This is a genomic window from Bacillus sp. 1A (assembly GCF_052682215.1).
Window position 1 is genome coordinate 791,251 of the sequence record NZ_JBQYLZ010000001.1, and the last position, 19,533, is coordinate 810,783.

General features: G+C 30.8%; 11 protein-coding genes, 4 pseudogenes and 2 riboswitches. Of the genes and pseudogenes, 6 read left to right on the plus strand and 9 right to left on the minus strand.

Annotated features, from left to right (window positions below; translation table 11 throughout):
* Positions 1–41 precede the first annotated feature (41 nt).
* From ACUN0F_RS04025 to ACUN0F_RS04040, 4 genes are all read left to right on the plus strand, one after another.
* A complete protein-coding gene (locus tag ACUN0F_RS04025) occupies positions 42–950 on the plus strand; it encodes a branched-chain amino acid ABC transporter substrate-binding protein (RefSeq protein WP_445539162.1) in 909 nt (302 codons plus the stop codon).
* Between the two features lie 10 nt (positions 951–960).
* On the plus strand, positions 961–1,989 hold the full coding sequence (locus tag ACUN0F_RS04030; protein ID WP_445540799.1) for an NAD(P)/FAD-dependent oxidoreductase: 1,029 nt from the start codon (positions 961–963) through the stop codon (positions 1,987–1,989).
* A gap of 14 nt (positions 1,990–2,003) precedes the next feature.
* Positions 2,004–2,459, plus strand: a complete 456-nt coding sequence (locus ACUN0F_RS04035) for a GNAT family N-acetyltransferase (protein WP_445539163.1) — start codon at positions 2,004–2,006, stop codon at positions 2,457–2,459.
* A gap of 144 nt (positions 2,460–2,603) precedes the next feature.
* Entirely contained in the window at positions 2,604–3,821 is a 1,218-nt protein-coding gene (locus ACUN0F_RS04040) for an MFS transporter (RefSeq protein ID WP_445539164.1), read from the plus strand.
* 418 nt (positions 3,822–4,239) lie between these two features.
* Here the strand turns inward: ACUN0F_RS04040 and ACUN0F_RS04045 are convergent, their stop codons facing one another.
* Complete coding sequence (locus tag ACUN0F_RS04045; RefSeq protein WP_445539165.1) at positions 4,240–4,569, minus strand: Lrp/AsnC family transcriptional regulator; 330 nt, start codon at positions 4,567–4,569, stop codon at positions 4,240–4,242.
* A gap of 2,968 nt (positions 4,570–7,537) precedes the next feature.
* Between ACUN0F_RS04045 and xerS the strand changes: the two genes are divergently transcribed.
* Complete coding sequence (gene xerS / locus ACUN0F_RS04050; protein ID WP_193674420.1) at positions 7,538–8,614, plus strand: tyrosine recombinase XerS; 1,077 nt, start codon at positions 7,538–7,540, stop codon at positions 8,612–8,614.
* A 182-nt stretch (positions 8,615–8,796) separates the two neighbouring features.
* Here xerS and ACUN0F_RS04055 read toward each other — a convergent pair whose 3' ends face one another.
* Both ACUN0F_RS04055 and mgtE read right to left on the minus strand, forming a co-directional pair.
* A complete protein-coding gene (locus ACUN0F_RS04055) occupies positions 8,797–9,783 on the minus strand; it encodes a phosphodiester glycosidase family protein (protein WP_445540800.1) in 987 nt (328 codons plus the stop codon).
* Positions 9,784–10,050: 267 nt separating this feature from the next.
* Positions 10,051–11,379, minus strand: a complete 1,329-nt coding sequence (mgtE, locus tag ACUN0F_RS04060) for a magnesium transporter (protein WP_445539166.1) — start codon at positions 11,377–11,379, stop codon at positions 10,051–10,053.
* 279 nt (positions 11,380–11,658) lie between these two features.
* A riboswitch (M-box (ykoK) riboswitch) is annotated at positions 11,659–11,826 on the minus strand.
* A gap of 507 nt (positions 11,827–12,333) precedes the next feature.
* Positions 12,334–12,510: riboswitch (M-box (ykoK) riboswitch) on the plus strand.
* A 260-nt stretch (positions 12,511–12,770) separates the two neighbouring features.
* Between mgtE and ACUN0F_RS04065 the strand changes: the two are divergent.
* A pseudogene (locus ACUN0F_RS04065) lies at positions 12,771–13,813 on the plus strand (FtsW/RodA/SpoVE family cell cycle protein).
* A 254-nt stretch (positions 13,814–14,067) separates the two neighbouring features.
* Here ACUN0F_RS04065 and ACUN0F_RS04070 read toward each other — a convergent pair.
* The 6 genes and pseudogenes from ACUN0F_RS04070 to ACUN0F_RS04095 all read right to left on the minus strand — a co-directional run bounded on the left by ACUN0F_RS04070 (position 14,068) and on the right by ACUN0F_RS04095 (position 19,438).
* Positions 14,068–15,105 (minus strand): serine hydrolase domain-containing protein, encoded by a 1,038-nt coding sequence (locus ACUN0F_RS04070; RefSeq protein WP_445539167.1) that lies wholly within the window; start codon positions 15,103–15,105, stop codon positions 14,068–14,070.
* A gap of 168 nt (positions 15,106–15,273) precedes the next feature.
* Positions 15,274–16,260: a choloylglycine hydrolase family protein gene (locus tag ACUN0F_RS04075; RefSeq protein ID WP_445539168.1), complete on the minus strand. Its 987-nt coding sequence runs from the start codon at positions 16,258–16,260 to the stop codon at positions 15,274–15,276.
* A 106-nt stretch (positions 16,261–16,366) separates the two neighbouring features.
* Positions 16,367–17,899 (minus strand): prolyl oligopeptidase family serine peptidase, encoded by a 1,533-nt coding sequence (locus ACUN0F_RS04080; RefSeq protein ID WP_445539169.1) that lies wholly within the window; start codon positions 17,897–17,899, stop codon positions 16,367–16,369.
* A 987-nt stretch (positions 17,900–18,886) separates the two neighbouring features.
* Positions 18,887–18,988 (minus strand): annotated as a pseudogene (locus ACUN0F_RS04085) (DUF4879 domain-containing protein); the annotation flags it as partial.
* Between the two features lie 6 nt (positions 18,989–18,994).
* A pseudogene (locus ACUN0F_RS04090) lies at positions 18,995–19,111 on the minus strand (ParM/StbA family protein); the annotation flags it as partial.
* Between the two features lie 35 nt (positions 19,112–19,146).
* Positions 19,147–19,438, minus strand: a pseudogene (locus ACUN0F_RS04095) (hypothetical protein).
* Between the last annotated feature and the right edge of the window lie 95 nt (positions 19,439–19,533).

The window sequence follows — 19,533 nt, forward strand, 5'->3', positions numbered from 1 at the left end:
CCTTATATTTCCTAATAAAAAATATATAGGGAGCTCAAATTATGAAAGAGAAAATAAAAATTGGAGTAGTAGGCCCTTTTTCAGGTCCTAGGTCTGTATACGGACAAATGTTAATTGAGGGTGTAAATCGTGCGAAGCTAAATTATGCTGGTAACATCGAATGGGTTTATCAAGATGATAAAGGAGATCCAAATACCATCAAAGATATTTCTAAAAAAATGATTGAATCAGGGGTTGTTGCTGTAATTGGACACTTTAATAGTGCATGTGCTTTAAAAGCAATACCGTTTTATTCCAAGGCGAAAATTCCATTCTTAGTTCCTGCATCAACTAATTTAGACGTTACGCTTAATAGCAAGGAATTAGTATTTAGGTTTTGTTCTAATGATTTGGTACAAGTGGAAACCGTTATTAATTTTTTGAAAACTAAAGATATTCAAACGATTACGGCAGTTTCTGATGAAACATTTTACGGGAAAAGCCTAGCAGATTTACTTTATCAAAGTGCAACTTCTTTATTTAAAGAAGTTACTAGAATTGAAGATTTTAATAGTGAAAATAATAAGTATAGCGATGCAATCTTCTTTGCTGGGACACACTTTAACTCGGCAACTTATTTAAGGGAACTAAGGATGAGAGGGTATAAAGGAATTTTTATAGCTTCAGATGATTCTTATGTAGATGAATTTATAGAATTAGCCCAAGATTATTCTAATGATGCTTTTACCATAAAAGCAAAAGAGGATTATGTAGAAACATCATTTCTTGCAGCTTCGTATCTATTAGAATGTATTGAATCTAATGTAGAAAACTTAATTAATAAATTAGCAACAGGTAATTCTACAATTAAATTTTCAAGCAATGGAGATCGTTTAGGAGCTTCATGGATAATTGCACAAGTTATTGATAAATCTTTTGTTGAGGTGAATTACCATAAAACATTCAGCTGATGTAGTTATTATTGGCGGCGGCATTATTGGTGCAGCTATACAGTATTATTTAACCAAGCAAAATATTACAAATACAATTTTATTAGAGAAAAATTCCTTTAGTAGTGGATCAACAGGCCAATCTGGAGGTTTTATAAGGGTCTATCATAATGATCCTTATCTAACTCAAATAGCAAAAGAAGGAATAAATGACTTTTTTAGTATTAGTGAAGAGGTTAAATTTAAGCAGACTGGAATGTTATATGTTGAAAATGAAACACAACATATAAAAATGGAAAAGCAAATTGGAGAACTTGAAAAATCCGGACATAAAATTAGTATCCTTTCACCTGAAGTATTAAAGAAAGAATTTAAATTTATAAATTCCCCTAAAAACTGCTGTGTAGCTTACGAGGAACAAGCAGGGTACATTAGCCCAGCGTTAGCCACGAATACATGGATTGAAACATCTAAAAATAAAGGTGCATTAGCTTGTGAAGGAATCGAAGTGAAAGAAATTTTAATGGATAATAACTGTGTTGTAGGCGTTAAGACCTCCTATGGGACTATACATTGTAAACATGTTGTTGTTGCAGCAGGAGCCTGGAGTGGAAATATATTAGATACTATAGGTATTAAAATTCCAGTAAGAAGTAAAATTATTCAAATTCATTTCTTTGATGGAATAGGACAAAAAGACCATCCAATTTTTATAGATGATAGTACTGGATTATATGGCAGACCTGATAATCTGGGTACTTCTCTAGTAGGGTATCCAGTAGATAAGTATGATATTGATCCGGACAAAAAAATGTCAATTGACCCAAATGACTTAGAAGAAATGCTTCAAAATTCAAAAAGTAGATTGCCATATCTAAATAAAAACTTATTTATAGGTGGGAGAAGAAGCTTTGATGCATATACATCAGATAATCGAGGAATTATAGAACAATTTCCACAAGCAGAAGGTTTAATCGTTGCAACTGGCTGGAGTGGTGGTGGAGTAAAATTGGCTCCTGGTATTGGTAAGAGAATAGCGAAAATGATTACTGGAGTATAAGGAGAGAAAAGACTATGAACAATCTCGAGAATATTGAAATTTTTGAAGCGACTTATGATGATAGAGAGACTGTTATCAATTTAATTAGAATGTATATGGAATTCTATGAAAAACCTATTCATGAAAAAAGTTCTTTAGATAAATTAGTTAAGACTATTATAAAAAATAAAGATTTGGGATTATTCTACGTTTGTACGGTTAATAAAGAGCCAATAGGATTTGCTACTTTATATACCACTTTCAGTACGTTAAGTATGGGGAGAGCAATGATCTTAAATGATTTATTTGTTATCCCTGATTATAGAAATTTGGGTGTTGGGGACATGTTATTTAATACTTGCAAAAAGTACGTCCAAGATAATAATTATGCATATATGGAATGGGTTACCGCAAAAGATAATATGATTGCCCAAAATTTCTATAAAAAACAAAATGCAAATAAGAGTGATTGGATTGTTTACAGTATTTAAATAACAATTTAATAGTATTTAGGGCGGATATAACAGAATATTTCCAATGTGCAATTTTGTTATGTATTTTCCAAATCCCTTTCTTTAAACAAGTTAAAACAAATTTAAGGTCAAACAACCGATATAAGAAAGAAGGAATGTATAATGCCAATTCAATTTATATTTATAGTACTATTGGCGCTGACTCTTTGTGGGGAAGGTATGTTAACAGTAACTCTAACTTGGACAATTTTGGATAAAGGGGGATCAGTTACTCATTTAGGGATTATATTAACATTAATGAGTTTATTACCATTCTTTATGCAAAAGTATTCGAAAAGTCTTAAGATGTGGTTAACAAAAAGTCCATTGTTAATTTTCTCTGGTGTCCGTTGCATCGGTATTGTTCTGATTATAATAAGTCTTTTAAATAGTGAGCATATTAATGTTTTTACTTTATATATTTTTGCAGGCGTTTTTTCTATTATTTTATTTTTATCTACGCAAAGCTTAGAAACATATATGTCTCAAATGGTACTATCAGGAGAAATTCCAGCAGGAAAGGCTTCAAATATGTTACAAACTGCAATACAAATTGGAGCATTTGGTGGGAATGCAATAGCAGGATTTATGATGAATGTAGGTGGATTTAATAATGTACTTTATGGTTTAGCATTCTCTTTAGGTATTGGGGTATTTTTACCTCTTCTAATGCCGCTATTAAAAAGTAAAGATGTTCAGCAAAATAAAAAACCTGTATCAAATCATATTGAAAAAATAAATCCAATAGATAATTCAAAAATATTATGGATTACAATTACTGGTATTGCTGTTTTAACAATACAACTTGCATCATTTAATTTTTTAGTACCAATTTTATTTCACGATGTATATCGTTGGGATCCTATGCAGTATGGATTTGTTAGTGCTGCAGCAGGTTTAGGGGCTTTATTAGCTACACTTGTTGGGAAATTTGAAAAATTTATTCCAAGGTCAATTTTTCTATTAATTGCTGTTTTTGATATTACTTTAGGATTAGTGCATTCCTGGTATTTAGCAATTGCCGTTTCATTTATGCTTGGTTTTGTTTTTAATCGTTCACGTATCAATCAAAGAACTGTCATGTTTGACTTTATTAAAACAAAAGAAGAAACGGTTATTTGGTCTAGTCGATCTACACTAGCATTCCAGTTTACCAAAGCCGCTTTACCTTTATCGTTAGCATTACCTATTCAGTGGATTGGGATTATGAATGCAGGCCATCTGTTTGGAGTGATAGGTACGGTTGTTGCTGCTACTATGATGGTAATTTATCTTAATGAACTAAATCATAGAAAAAAAATAGAAGTTTTACAACAAGAAGTTGCTCCAAAATCATTTTAATAGCAGCGTATTAAATGAAAAGAATAGCTAATGAAGTAAATTTTATAACGTCGAAACAACGTATAAATAACTATGTAGAAATGAGTACTGTATTATACAGTACTCATTTCTTTTAGTTCGCCTTTAATTATAATTAAAATAGTCAATATCATTTCCTAATTCCAATTCAAATAAGCAATTAAATTTCAACTACTCTATTAATAGATTTCTCAAATGAAACAATATCCACGTTAATTCTTTATATAGATATGAAAGTATTAGTTCCATTTTACTATGTGTTTTGTGTAGTAATGTATTTATATTATGTTTTAGAGTGGTGACTTAAACTTAATTTATATTGTCAAAAAACTACACTCAAATTGTTAGGAGTGTAGTTTTTAGTTATGGTGTTTATTATTAGGAAAAATCGATTATAACCTTAATTCTCTGTCAAATCATAATTAGTATTTGTTTTGAATATTATAAGATTAGATATTATTTGAGCTACAGAAATATAATTATCAACAAATTCTTCTAATTCTCTCAAATCAGCTAGTATAATTTTAGCAATAAAATCAGTCTTCCCTGTAACTCTATAACAAAATTCAATATTTGTTTCAAGCTGTATACAATCCATAAATTCCTGGAATTGTCCTTCTTTTATTTTTATTTCTAATATTGCTTGTAAAGAAGTTGTATTTGTTTCCTTATTGTTATTTTCCGCTCCAATCATGTTAGTGGATTTAGTTTGAATCACGGTATTTTTCATTTGATAAAAAATCCTTTCAAATTAGTTTCAAATAGAAAAAATATAACCTTTTACCATTACAGGTGAAATGGTAAATCAAATCAGAGTTTAGTATTATAAAGGTATTCAGATATAGATATAAAATATTATGTGATAAAAAATTTAAAAAGGAGGAATTTATATTATGAAAAAAGCATCGGATGATCAAAAGTTATTGAGTATCTATTTTCAACAAATTGTAAAAGCAATTATACTCATGAAATAGTATAACATTCTATCATTCATTAAGAAGTATATTATTGAAAAAATTTAATAAATCTTGGTAATTACAATAGTTTTCCAAACGCTAAAGAGTAATTTTATAAAACTGAAAATATTGAGAAATAAGAAAATTTAGTCATTTGATATTGGATTTGTTATGCGAAATGTTATAATACATATATAAGCATTACTTAAAAAAGCAACTCGAACCCCAATCCGAGTTGCTTTTTTATTATCAGTTTAATTACCAAAATAACTAAATGAGTAATTATGGTAGTTTATAATATCCCAAAACTAATATTTTATATTTATGATATTAAATTTAAATGTTTTATAAAATAGGATTGTTTGAAAATCGGATTTTTATATGTAATATTGCATATAAAAGCCTTTGTTTATTATGTTATAATTCTATTAGTAAATTATTCATCCATTAATTTACTTCTATTCATATCGGTGGATATGAATACCCTAAATTATAAATAAAAAGAGAAGAACTATGGTGGGTTCTTCTCTTTTTATTTATAATTTAGATTACTAGTCAAAATGATTATTATAATCATTTATTACTTTTAAAAAAGTTTATAGAGCCCCAGTTATTTCAAATTCTCCAATATCCATTTTCAAGTATTAAAACATTTAGCTAGTGTGTATCTTAATCAAATATATCTCTAATAAAAGAAACTAAAGAATTAATAACGCTATTAACACAGCTTTTTAATTTTTTATAGAAAAACGGACGGTAATTTTAAAGAAATGAGAAAGAGATACCCTTGATATCTTAGGCGTTTTTTTAAATTTTTCTATGTTTCACAATCGTATAGCATAATTTAAAAAATTGAAACTAGGTAGAGTTCATTTGGTATGCAAACCTTTGAAAAACTTAAATTGGATCTATAGAGAGTTGATTTGGGTAGTATTCAAGTAGAAAGTGAAAATACATAAATAATTGAAGATACTATGGTTGGTTATATCCATGTTTGGTATTTAAGACTGAGGGATTTGCTAGCTTATTAAAGCTGTATCTTATTAAAGACTTGAATGAGTTTGAAGTAAATGGGGATGTTTATGGAAATTTAGGTGTATAAAAAACGAAACAAAACCGTTATTTCATAGCTAGTAGGAAGAACAAATATATAAGCATAATCTTAAAAGAGGTAGATTTCTATGGGTGGAAAGTCTTTATACAATAAAACATGCTTATCTAGTTAAAAAAATATTTTATTAGTGAGAAAATTAAGAAGGACCTGATGTATTAAAACAGGTCCTTAAACTAAAGCACTAAAAACAAACTGTCACCATTATAATACCAATAAAGAGAATTTAATTCAATATATTAAATGTTGAGAAATAAATGATAATAATTCCATTTTGTCGTAAATAAAAGAGCTCTTGCTTCCTGTAACTGAAGTGAAGCAAGAATTGGTGAATATTGCAAATGAGATGTCTCATGATTCTGGAGTGGTTTTTAGTAAAGATGAATTATTTTCTTTTTGGAATGATGTTATGGAATTAATTAAAAGTGTAAAGTTAATTATAATGGAAAGTAATAAATAATATAGTTTATGCTATAACATTAAGAGGCTATAATTTTGCATGTTAAGTGACAAAGTTATAGCTTCTAAAATCAAAAATATTAAAAAGGGTATAACTGTATCGATCTAAATGCCTCTAGACAATTGTTATGCAGTAGGTTAGCTTACCAACTTACTTTTTATCAGTTTACATAACCTTTACTATGGGTATTTGTAAAAAAAGAGTGCAGTAAGTATCAAATGAACAAGTATACTTGTGTTATTGAGATGGAAGAGAAATTTAGAAGTTATATTTTGAAATCTGTATTAATATCACATTTAGTAGAATGATCAGCTAAAACAAGTACAATATAAAAGTACTAAAGGAAACACTCTATTTCGACATCATAAACAATTAAGTTTTGTGAAAAATACAATCTATTTAGTGTTAAGCGATTAGAGTTATTTGTTTTGTATTAAAGTATGTTTATATACTGGATAGTTCCTATAAGCAATCGTGTAATCAATATTAATATGTATAGTGGGTCTAAAACTAAAAGATATTCAGACTGATGAAAGATAAAGTGAATGACGTATTTTGTGAGAAGAGCATAAAAGTTAATAAGAAGAGGTGAAAAACAAACACCAAAAACTTCGCGCGAAATACCAATTTTACGAACAATAAGGGAGTTAAATAAAAATCTAATAACGGTATCTAGGGATTTCGAGCTTAGTTTCATGAATCTTAGTATGTTGGTATGTACCTATATACTTCATACTTTATACAGAAATTATTAAATTTTGAATAACTCATTACTAATTTTTATAGTAAATTACATTTTACTTTATAAGATTCTTTCTCACGTTGACCTAATTAAATCCCCATAATTATGATTATATAAACCAATTTATATTTTTATAAAGACTTTTAAACTATATTCATGTATTGATCTTTTGTATGAATTTATATATCAAATTTGTTTTATTTTCCATACATTTATATCTAGTTTTTGCACTAATTTTTATGGTCAAATACAAATTTCTCGCTTAATTATCTATAATTTTTACTTGAGTAAATACATTATTCCATTCACTATTGATTATTTTTAGCATCTCATAATTTAATTATGTAAATAAGTTTGTGTAAAAATTGAATTTAATGCGAACTTGTGTTCGAGTTTCTTTTCTGTTATAGTATATATGAGGTGATTTTTATGGATTACAGTAAACAACGTCAAAAATCCGTACATCGTAAGAAATTATACGAGAATTTAAATGAAATGCCCTTTTACATAGAAGAATTTGTGGAGTACAAAGAATTGCATGATGCCTCTCCCTCCACTCTACTAAATTATGTATATGATTTTAGAGTCTTCTTTAATTGGCTATTATCTGAACAAATTATTGAATTTAAGCCCATTAAAGACATATCCTTCTCTGATTTGGAGAATTTAAAGAAAAAAGATGTTGAGAACTTTATGAGGTTTCTAAAACTACAACAAAACATGCAGAATTCCTCTGTTAACAGAAAAATTTCGGCCTTAAAGTCTTTATTTAAGTACCTCACCTCCCTATCAGAGAATGAAGATGGAGAATGCTATTTTTATAGAAATGTAATGGCTAAAATTGAAATACATAAAGATAAAGAAACATTAAATGCTCGTGCAAAACGTATGAGATCTAAAATATTCCATAATGATGATGATCAAGAATTTCTGAATTATGTTAAGTACGAACATGAAAAATCTTTAACAAAACATCAGTTATTCTATTTCCTAAGAGATAAGGAGCGTGATGTAGCTATCCTCTCCCTCTTTCTTGGTAGTGGTATTCGTGTAAGTGAATTGGCCGATCTCCGCATGGAAGATATAAACTTAAAGGAAAGACTAATTGATGTAATCCGAAAAGGAAACAAAGAAGATTCCGTTTGGATTACCCCAATTGCATTAAATGATCTTGAAAAATATATGGAGATTAGAGCTAACAAATATGCTCCAGGGAAAGAATTACAAAATGTATTCTTATCGAAGTATAAACATACTGCACAGCCTCTTTCTGTTAGGGCTATCCAAGATATAGTAGAAAAATATACTAAAGCCTTTGGCAAAAAAATGTCTCCTCATAAATTAAGACATACATTGGCAAATAAATTATATATGGAAGAAAAAGACTCGTTACAAGTGATGCAACAACTTGGGCATACCAGTCAAGATACAGCTTTGCTATATACACAACTTGGGGAAACAACTATTAAAGATAGTTTAGGCAGAATAGGAAAGAATAAAGAATAAGGGTTTAGCAATTTTGTATTGCTGAACTCTTATTCTTTTCCCTACCCAAAAACCAAAGGGTTTAAATATTATATATATTTCGCTTGAAATGTAGTTTTATTATATAAAAAATACATAATATAAATTTTACATTAATTGGTTTATAAAAACATTTCATATTTACATTTGCTTCTTTTTACTATTTAATGAGATATAATATTTGTATCAAATTTATCGAATGTTTCGGAATTTACTTTTTCTCCATCTATCGTCATATTTATTTTCTGTTTCGGATTTGCTGTTACCACCCAAGCATTCGGTAAATAACGATCTTCATGTGATAATGTAGAAGGTGAATTTATAACCCTGCCTCCTAAATATAGAGTAGCAGAGGATCCTCCATCCATTGCCATTGCATTTATTGCTCCTTTTTCATATAGAATATCTTGACACTCTTTTAACGTGGCTCTTATGCTATGTGTTTGTCTACCATCTATCACTAGAAACATAATTGTACCATCTTCCTTTTGGGACATAATACTTCGCGGAGCAGAACCCCAACCACCGTCTCCTTCTGTAATCATTTTTTCACCATTTACAATTAACTGTGGCATAAATCCTGCTGCTGAAACGACTTGTTTATCCAAAAGTTGTCGGGTAGAATAATTTCCTGTTATCATTTGTCCAAACTTTGTTAAACCCGTAATAATTGTAGGGGTATTACTATCCATATTCGTATCAATAGCTTTCCCATTTTCTATTATTATTCCAGTTGCAACATTTCCTCCACCCCTTCCTGTTTCATCAGCAAATCCACTTGCATTCACAGCAACAAGTGCATGATTACGTTTTGCCATTACACTAATTTTTTCTCCCCTGTTAGCGCCCTGTGTTCCTTGATGGCTAACAAGTTTAACATTGAAGGGATTGCTAATGGTAACTAACCTTCCTTCGAAAAGAAAACGACTATCTTTATTACTTTTAATTGTTTCTACATCAATTTCTAATGGCTGATTTTTTAATTCTTCTAATCTTTTTCCTGCTATTTTTTTATAAATATGCTCATCACTGTTTGACCATTTTGGATGATTAATTCTATCTTGCAGTTTATCTAGTTCCTTTAGGGATAGGAATGTATATTTCGCATATTGTGGATGCTGAGAAGTTAGTATACTCCCAGCGATTGTTATACGAAGCTCTCAGCCATAGCTAGTACCAAATAATATTCCTATGCCAATAAGCATGAAAATAGAAAATAGAAGCAAAATTCGTTTGAAGATTTTTCTTAGATGTTTCATAGTTTTATCCTCCGGTATTAATTACATTCAATGAATCCATTAAAAAATTTTTTTAATAAAGACAAAAGTGTTTATTTTCCTCATTCCCGAGTTCCCCACTAAGTCTTAGCAAGCAATGCAAATACTTAATTTACATTGCGTATTTATTTGAGTGTATACTTACAAATTTAATAACGTTTTTGCAACCATGAAATAAATTACTAATCCTGTTCCGTCAACAAATGTTGTAATAAATGGGCCTGAAACAACTGCAGGATCTAATCTTAATTTTCTTAGAATCAAAGGTAAAACAGCTGCAACAAGAGAGGCCCAAATAACAATAAATAATAAAGTGATTGCTACAACTTGTGCAACTTCTGTTCCAACACCTAACATATAAGCACGAGTGAGTCCAGCTACCGCAAGTGCAAGTCCAAGAAGCATACCAATTGCAAATTCCTTTTTCATTACACGGAAAATGTCTTTAAATTTCACCTCTCCAATACCAATTGCACGAGTAATTGTTGCTACAACCTGTGTTCCTGTATTCCCTCCAGTACCTACTAATAATGGAACAAAGAAAGCAAGGGCAACTACAGTTTCAATTTCGTCTTCAAAATACTTTAATACTGTACCTGTATATGCCTCAGCAACAAAAAGAAGTAATAACCATGGTAGTCGTTTTAAGAAAATGCTCCAAATGCTAGCTTCAAAGTAAGATTGATTCAATGGTTCACTTCCGCCTAACTTTTGAATATCTTCTGTAGCTTCTGCTTCCATAACATTCATTACGTCATCAAATGTTATAATACCAATCATTTTATTATTTGCTGTTGTCACAGGTATTGCTGCTAAATTATAATTCAGTAGCTTTTTTATAACTTCTTGCTGGTCAATTTCAGCGTGTACAGAAATTACCTCTTGAATCATGATAGTAGATAATATCTCTTCATCTGTTGCTAGTAATAACTCATGTATGGAAACGATTCCCTTAAGATAACCGTGATTATCAAGAACATAACTATAAGATATTGATTCTACATTTCTAGAATGTTCCCTAATGTACTTCAATGTCATTTTTACTGACCAATTTTCCCTAACTGCAACAAAATCACTTGTAACAAGACTTCCTGCCGTTTCAGGTTTGAAAGTCATCAATTTTTTTACGTTATGTTTTGTAATTTTATCTAGATACGCCATTAATTTAGCCTGTCTTTCCGGATGAACCGCTAGAAGTAAATCTACTAATTCATCAATCGGTTGTAAATTTAGTAACTTTTTAGCTTTATTTTCAGATAAGTGAATTAAGATATTATATTTTTCTTCTGCACTCATATATTGAAGAATTTTAGAGCTTTTTAATACCGGAATCGTATTTAGCAATATGACTTGATCTTCAATTGAAAACCGTTTTACTTCTTGCGCAACATCATACGACGGAAGACGTAAAACCTTCTCTGCATCCAAATTATTTTTAGTTACAAGTAATTCCTTTAATAATTTCTTCATGTTAACTCCTCCTCATATTGCTAAGGGAGACTCTAGAGTTTCATGAGTGGTTTTATTTTATTTTATCTGTCTTAAATTTTTTATTAGAGCAATAATAGTTACATTGCAATCAATTCATTAGTTAGAATTACCTCCTTTTTGAATATAGACAAGATAAAAATAAATAAAATTAAACAGAAAAACCTTTACTCAAAAAGGAGTAAAGGTTTTTTCACAATACAAATAAATGATTCTTAAGACAGCTCTGCCAAAATCACAGAGGTGCCTTTCTATCAAATCGTATACCACTCCCTCGTTGAGTTTTAGCACTGTATAGCATAGGTTTTTATAACCAGCTACATTAAGAAGGGCCTTAATCCGACCGTTCCTGTTGACCCATTGGCGTCTCTCGACATTTTTGGGCAGCAGCGTTTCTCTATACAGGAGCCTCACCTAACAAAGATTATTGAATTACTTCAAAATTTAAACCAGAATTTAATATTTGTCAACTCACTTTCAATTTCATTCTTAAAAAAATTTGTAATAGAAAACAAAATTATATTCTATTACAAATTTAAAATTCCATTTAAAAAACATAGGATTCAAATAGAATTCATTCGAAGAAACGTTATAAAACATATGAAATTTATTGTTTATAATCAATCTTTAACTTTATAACAGAAGATGAATGATTAGTCATTCTGTACATCAAAAGAACATTCTTAAAAAAATCTTCTTTTATGATTAAAATCTTCTTTACTGTTTATCAAATTTATATGGTTAAACAACTTAATCAAACTATACACTACAAGTCGAAAATATGTACTTATACAGAATGATTACATACATTTTCTCACATCATTTCTCAAAGGATTATAATGCAATAAAACATATAAAATTAGCAATACGGTTACTTGACAAGAAAAAAATATATATTTATGCTTGCTACACGAAACAAATACATAAAATTTATATTGCTTAACCTGTTAGGTGAGGCTCCTATGCAAACACAGGCTATTGCCCAAAAATGTCGAAAGACGCCAATGGGTAGAACAGGAATTGTCCGATTAAGGCTCTTCTTAAGATAGCTAAGTGATGAATTTTCATTACTTTACGTTGTATAGTGCCAAAGGTCTACTAGGGGGAAAAAAGCCTTATTTAGTCATGCCATTTTGAATCCCCCTAGTTACATACTAGGGGGATTTTTGCGTAAGAAAACAGGGTGTAAGCGATAGAATCTGCCTAAACAAAAATCCTATTTAGTAATTGATGAGAACAAGGTTTTATTCATTAGCAAATGTAATATTATGTTTTGTTTTAAATCAGGAGGATATTAAAATGAAAAAAAATTAAAACTCGATTATCTATTGCTCCTCCCTCTATTCATAACATGTACTTTAGGTATTATCATGATGTATAGTGCGAGTTCCATTGTCGCTGTCCAGCATTACGGTTATAACAGTAGACACTTTGTTGATTCTCAATTAACAAAGCTACTTTTAGGAACAATAGGGTTAATAGTTTGTGCTATACTCCCATATGAAATATGGAAAAAACGAATAGTCTCAATCTTTATTATGGTTGGGGGGATTTTTTTATTAATTATGGTTTTATGGAAAGGAAAAGTGGTAAATAATGCTCAATCATGGATTTTTGGAATACAGCCAGCTGAATTTCTTAAATTAGGAACAATACTCGTAACAGCCCGTTTTTTTGCATTACGACAAGAACAAGCTAAAAATAGCTGGAGTGGTAGCGGAAAACTTTTATTTTTTTTAGCTGCAATTTTTTTCTTATCTTTAAACAACCAAATTTAGGATCAGCACTTTTAATATTAGGTATAGGTTTTAGCATATTTCTTTGCTCAGGAATAAATATAAATCTACTAATCAAAAGAACTGCCATCGGTTCTATTTTGTGGTTACCTATTTTATATTTTTTAATTCAATATAGTTTGTCAGAAGTTCAAAAGACACGTATTACTACGATTTTCAATCCCTTTGTTGATGCACAAGGAAATGGATACCAGCTTGTAAATTCTTTTATTGCCATTGGCTCTGGAGGAATCACTGGTCGTGGATTTGGAAATAGCATACAAAAAACAGGTTATCTTCCGGAACCACATACTGATTTTATAATGGGAATAGTTTCTGAAGAACTAGGATTTATTGGTGTATTTATTCTATTGGCTGGAGTTTTGACTATAGTACTTCGCTCTTTAAAAATTGCACAATTATGTGTAGATCCATTCGGCAGTTTTATAGCAATTGGTATAGGGTGTATGATTGGTATGCAATCCATTGTAAATTTAGGTGGTATTACAGGACTATTTCCTCTTACGGGTACTCCATTTCCATTTATAAGTTTTGGTGGAAGTTCTTTAATGGTTAATTTAATAGCAATAGGAATATTACTTAATATTTCAATTTTCAATAAAATCAAAGTTGATAATTAGAATATTTAATTTTAAAATGTAACATTATTTTTATAATTATTTTTTAAAATTATAAAATCCAGCCTTATTGATTAATCTATATTCAAAGAATTTCCAATTATTTTTTTAACTGTATGAATATTAATATTTATATTTATTTTAATACCCAAAAAGGCAGGCATAAATTTATGCTTGCCTTCCGTTCTCAAAATCAATTACACCTAAAACAACGTGGGGTAAAGCAAATCTAAATACTGACTTCTACCCTCTATTTTTTACTTTTCTAAAAAAATTTCTGCTATTTTATTAGCATATTTATTAGAGTCAAATCTATTATAGTTACTTAGGACTACAACAGACAAATATTCTTTTGGAAACCGCATGAAGTGTGAACGATAACCCGCCCAACTTCCTGAATGTTCCAAGTACCGACAGTTAAAACCTTCAGCAAGCCTTAGTCCAAAAGCATAATCTTCATTGTCAATAATCGTCTCCCCAGTTGGAGAAATTTTCGGACCTATTTCGCTCATTCTTTTAACAAGTTCTTTTCCACCAACGGTACCTGTCGTTAAATTCTCTCCCCACTTTACCAGGTCTTCAACTGTTGCATGAACTGCCCCATCCCCTGTATGTTCCCAAGGGCTTTCATAGATTTTATATGTTCCTTTCTCATTCTTCGAATATCCACTAGTAATTGGTATAGTAGTTGGATAGTAATCTACAATTGTTGTGTCTTTCATATTTAAAGGGTCAAAAATACGATCCTTTGTAAACTGACGTAGAGACTTGCCGCTTACCTTCTCTACCACTTGTGATAATAAAAAATATCCTGTATTGCTATACTCAAATTTTGTGCCAGCTGGGAACCTTGCAATTTGATGACTTTTAAGGTGTTCTAACGATTCTTCCACAGTTAATGTATCAGTATATTTAATATTTGCTGCTTCAGCCAATTCCATATAATCAACTAGTCCACCAGTGTGATGAATTAGATGTCTCAATGTTACAGGTTCAGCATATGCTCCTATAGAAGGGACAAACTTTACAATTGAATCATTTAAACTCAATCTCCCCTCTTGTTCTAAGAGTAATATAGAAAATGCTGTAAATTGTTTAGAAACTGAGGCAATATTAAAAATATTTCTTGTGGTTATAGGTAAATTTTCCTCTATAGAAGCTAAACCAACCGCACCTTTATAAGTCACACCGTTATCAAAACTAGCAATATATGCAAAGCCAGGAGCTTTTGGTGAAAACTTGTTAAATAATTGTTTAATCAATGTGTGCGACTTTTCATTATATGTATTATCCATTTCAATCACGTACCCTTCACTTAAAATGATTAGAAATTTAATAAAAAACACTATATATAAAATGTCAGCGTGAGTGTAAGTGTTTAAAAGTCATAGCATGAGTCGTATCGTCTATTATAAAAAGCAAACTTAATTAAGTCTGTTTTTCAAATGTTCTTCCAAATCTATTTAGTTTTCATACAATATCTTCTGCTTCCGCTGGAACGGATAAGTTTTAATTTCATCTGTATCTAAATTTTCATGAAATAGATGTATGGCTATAATTTGTCTACAATCATAGGTATGGTAATAATATGTACCAGACTCCATGCACATTACGCTTGTATAAATGGTATTATCTAATGTACCTTCTTCCGTTATTACTCCACCTTTGGGAATCTCACAATTTGATAAGATATGAAAAATTGCTGATATACCCTCTTCTTCGTTATCTACCCCTTGAATATTTTGTTTGCTATACGCTGCCCGGACAAACCTTGACGGTGGAGTGAAATCTCCTGGGAGTCCCATTGAACCTGAACCTTGTCCAAAAGCACTTAATGGTACATTCCCCCATTGGGTTGGCGCATATGGCTGCGATTTAAGACCTATATATTGTCTTAAATTTTGTAAATGCCAGTTAAACTCAGGGCTATTGGTCATTACCCCTAGCGGATTATCATACATTTTTAGCCCCTCAATTGTCGGCTCTAATACAATACATTCTCCCCATTTATCCGCTAAAATCCAATGTAGCGGTGGGGTAACTCCTAAAACAGATAATGGTACATCTAAAAAGGAAATACTATCTACAGATTTCTTTAACTCTTCGACAGAATTGAATTGTGTGAGACACCATGCCACAAAATCAAATGGTGCCAGATTCCTTTTATTGTCATCTATACTGTTACTATAAGTAGCGAATCCTGGAAAATAGAGTGTTGCACATGTCATACCTGATTCGTTTACTCCGTCCGCCAAAATGATCCTTCCTTGATGGTTAATCCCCATTCCTACAACAGCTTCTTTCGCCTTGATAATTTCACCAGTTATATTGTTCCATTGATAACGTCGAGGAACTATTATTACTTCTTGATTGAAATCTAATGTAAAATCCATTGTTCTTGCAAAAAGATGTTGACCGTTTTTTGTCTGTAGTGTCAAACTAGTACACATAAAGAGCACCCCTTTATTTAGTTTATTTAAACAAAAACCCATTTAATTTCTATCCTTAAGTTGATAGGTACGTATAATGACCTCTATAAAAATATGGTTGCTAATTTTATTTTGATCTTCCTTGCACCCAAGTAGCAATATCATTTATAACATACTCAGGGATATTAGCAGGACTATAATATTCATCCGGTTTACTTAATTCCCCACCTCCTTCTGTAAAGAAGTGATTTAACTTTGGATATAGTCGATAATCAACATTATCTCGTTTTTTTAATTGTTCTTTCCAAAGAGGAATTTCGATTTTTGATTGAACTTGATAGTCTCTTTCTCCTTGAATAATAAGAAGCGGTGTCTTTTGTTCTTTTGACATTTCTGCTGCTTTAATTTTACGGATAGAATCCCAAAATACTGCTGATCCTAAATAAAAATCTTTTGGAGGATTCTGACTAGAGAAATTAGAATCATTTAATAATTCAAATTGCGATTTATAAAATTTATATTCATCCGATTTCATTGCTCCAATAGAAAAAAGATACTTAAATTGATCTAAAACGACATCTTGAATCGTACGAGCTGGTCCTCCCATTACAATTGCCCCAGCAATATTTTGATTTTGGTCTTTTTCAATCATTTTCGGAAGCATCATCCCACCTTGACTATGACCAAGGATATAAATTTGATTCTTATCTATCAGAGGTTCATTTTTAAGAAATTGAGTCACAAGAAGAGCATCATCTGTTGTCTCTTTATCAACTGTATAAAAGGGACTGGATTGTGTTTTTAATCCATGTTCATAAGTACGTTTATTATAGCGAAGGACAGCAATTCCCTTCGATGCAAGACCTTCAGCTAAATCGCGAAATGGTTTTAAAGCAAACGCCGTTTCATCCTGGTCAGTTGCCCCAGATCCTTGCACAAGAATAACCGCTGGGAAAGGATCTTTTCCCTTTGGAACAGATAATGTTCCTGGTAATGGAAACGCACCACTTCCAACTACTACTTCTTTATCAATAAATGATTCAGGCTTACTATATGATGGACGCCCTGCAACGGGAATATACGACATACTAAGTTGAAAATCATCTATTTTTCCAGATGGATCTAGCTTAATTAGTAAAGGTACAGTAAATTGTTCAAAAGCTAATTTAATCTCTACATTCGTATGAACGGAATTTGACTCTTTTTGTGTTACCTCTCCAATTCCCATAAAAGAACCTGCTTGTAATTGCGCAGGGAGTCCCTTCCAATAGCTCTTCAGCCATCCTTCGGATATTACTTTCTGTAATGATCGAGAAGTTAAATCAATTGCAGATTTATAGTCTTCTGTATCCATATAACGGATAAATGAAAGGGTAGTAGCTATAACAGGGTTTTCATCTTCAGTATTGTCTATTTTTTTTATATTTGTGTTTGCTTCCTTTGATGTCGAAATAAATTGTTGATTGAACGGATTTTTATATGTACCAGGATATAAGCTTGATTTTAATATATCCGTATTTTGTCCCTCATAGAAACTTGAAGAACTCGCGAATTTTTTAGGTGAAATTACTTCCTCCGCATATGAAACTGAAGGAATAGTTATCATACAAATTGCACTAACAAGTAATAACTTATTACCTATTCTTTTTTTCTTGCTCATATTTATTGATTCTCCTTTCAGAATTTGAATTTTCTAATACAATAAGCTAAATATTATAAGGGAAATAAAAATTATTAAAGAGATTACTAATCTCCTTTATGATTCCCCCCTAACAAGTTAAAAAGCTATTATAAACAAACTTCAATAAAAGATGCCTTCTCCCTCCTTTTTTATGCCTGGATTTTTGAGTGGTTGGATGTTATCTAATACAGAATTATTTATTGCATATGCTTCTTTCTAATTAACTCAAAAGCCGATTGTCCGCAGACTATCGACTTTTGAGTTAATCATGATGTATGTAATCCTCTTTACGAAATTCTAGTATAGCAGCCATGTAGTACTTTGTACGTTATGAATTAATGCTGGCAGAGGTTGCTGCAGAGGAAACGTTAATTACCGCTATCATAGCTGCCAATTGCGCCTATATGAGAAACCTCTATCATTATTTTTAAGTCCTTGTTAGAAAGGCATTAACGCAACCCCCTAGTAAATGGAAATAAATGTATGATGTGAATGTGTTAAGTTTGTTAAATGGAATGCAAGCAGTACTTCCTTCGATGATTGAGCGCAAAACAAATACTTAATAAAAAAATAGAGATTATCTGGAATATATTTAGAAACACTTATTTTGCATTTTTTATTCTCCTATTTAAACAGTATTTACTATGTAATTGTGCATATTAACTAAATACTTAACAAACTCAATGTTACACGTGATAAAATATATGAGAAAGGTACTTTCTATAAAGTAGGTTCTTAGGCCAGAAGGCGTAACGCATCTCATATTCATGATGTGTCGTTACTGTTACCACCCATACATATGTAAACTATTTTTCAAATGAAGTCTATTGATGTCTAAGATTCTGTTTTATAGGAAGTGTTTTTATGGGATGGGGAATATATATAGGAACGTGGTTCAAGTCAAAGAAAAGGCACTCCTAGGAGTGCCTTTTCTTTGACTATTTATATGTATGAACGCTTTCAAAATTATTTGATATAAATTGATGTACGCATTGTATTGAATGGTGCATTTATAGATGTCTTTTGGTACTCAAACGTTCCTTGTTAGTGCCTAGAAGCACCCCATTTTTTTCTAGGTACAGGGGATAGCGTGGAAACTTCACTCTTAGTCGTTATTTCAGAATCTCCATCCTGTCGATATGCTCGCTTAATAAAACCAATTCCTACATCAATTACATACAGAGATTTCATGCTTTTTTCCTTGCTTTCTATTTTTAGAATTAAATCTAGGCACTCTCTTCTTTCCCTTCTTTATTATATGTCTTTTTATTTTCTGTTAGATCTCTAATAGTAGAAATGACAACCAGTGTAGCTGTAAGGAGTTGAGGTAAGGTTTGTTTTGCAACGTTAGCTGCAGTTATAGAGAATCGTTTACTTGTCTCTGTTACTTTCTCGAATTTTTCTTTTTATGTTTCCTTCTTGTAGTTTGTCTTTTACGCTTTTTTCCTTTTGTTTGTAAAGCCTTACGATTTCTTTTTTTAATAGGGAGATTGTTACTCCACTATCGAAACTAGCAATATATGCGAAGCCAGGAGATTTGGACGAAAACTTTTCAAATAATTGATTAATCATTTTATGTCTCTTTGCATTATATGTATTGTTCATTTCAATCA

Excerpts from the sequence above, each read along its gene's own strand:
- ACUN0F_RS04045 (WP_445539165.1), bottom strand. The coding sequence starts at position 4,569 with ATGAAAAATACCGTGATTCAAACTAAATCCACTAACATGATTGGAGCG.
- ACUN0F_RS04070 (WP_445539167.1), bottom strand. The coding sequence starts at position 15,105 with ATGGATAATACATATAATGAAAAGTCGCACACATTGATTAAACAATTA.
- ACUN0F_RS04025 (WP_445539162.1), top strand. The coding sequence starts at position 42 with ATGAAAGAGAAAATAAAAATTGGAGTAGTAGGCCCTTTTTCAGGTCCT.
- ACUN0F_RS04035 (WP_445539163.1), top strand. The coding sequence starts at position 2,004 with ATGAACAATCTCGAGAATATTGAAATTTTTGAAGCGACTTATGATGAT.
- ACUN0F_RS04080 (WP_445539169.1), bottom strand. The coding sequence starts at position 17,899 with ATGAGCAAGAAAAAAAGAATAGGTAATAAGTTATTACTTGTTAGTGCA.
- xerS (WP_193674420.1), top strand. The coding sequence starts at position 7,538 with ATGGATTACAGTAAACAACGTCAAAAATCCGTACATCGTAAGAAATTA.
- mgtE (WP_445539166.1), bottom strand. The coding sequence starts at position 11,379 with ATGAAGAAATTATTAAAGGAATTACTTGTAACTAAAAATAATTTGGAT.
- ACUN0F_RS04075 (WP_445539168.1), bottom strand. The coding sequence starts at position 16,260 with ATGTGTACTAGTTTGACACTACAGACAAAAAACGGTCAACATCTTTTT.
- ACUN0F_RS04040 (WP_445539164.1), top strand. The coding sequence starts at position 2,604 with ATGCCAATTCAATTTATATTTATAGTACTATTGGCGCTGACTCTTTGT.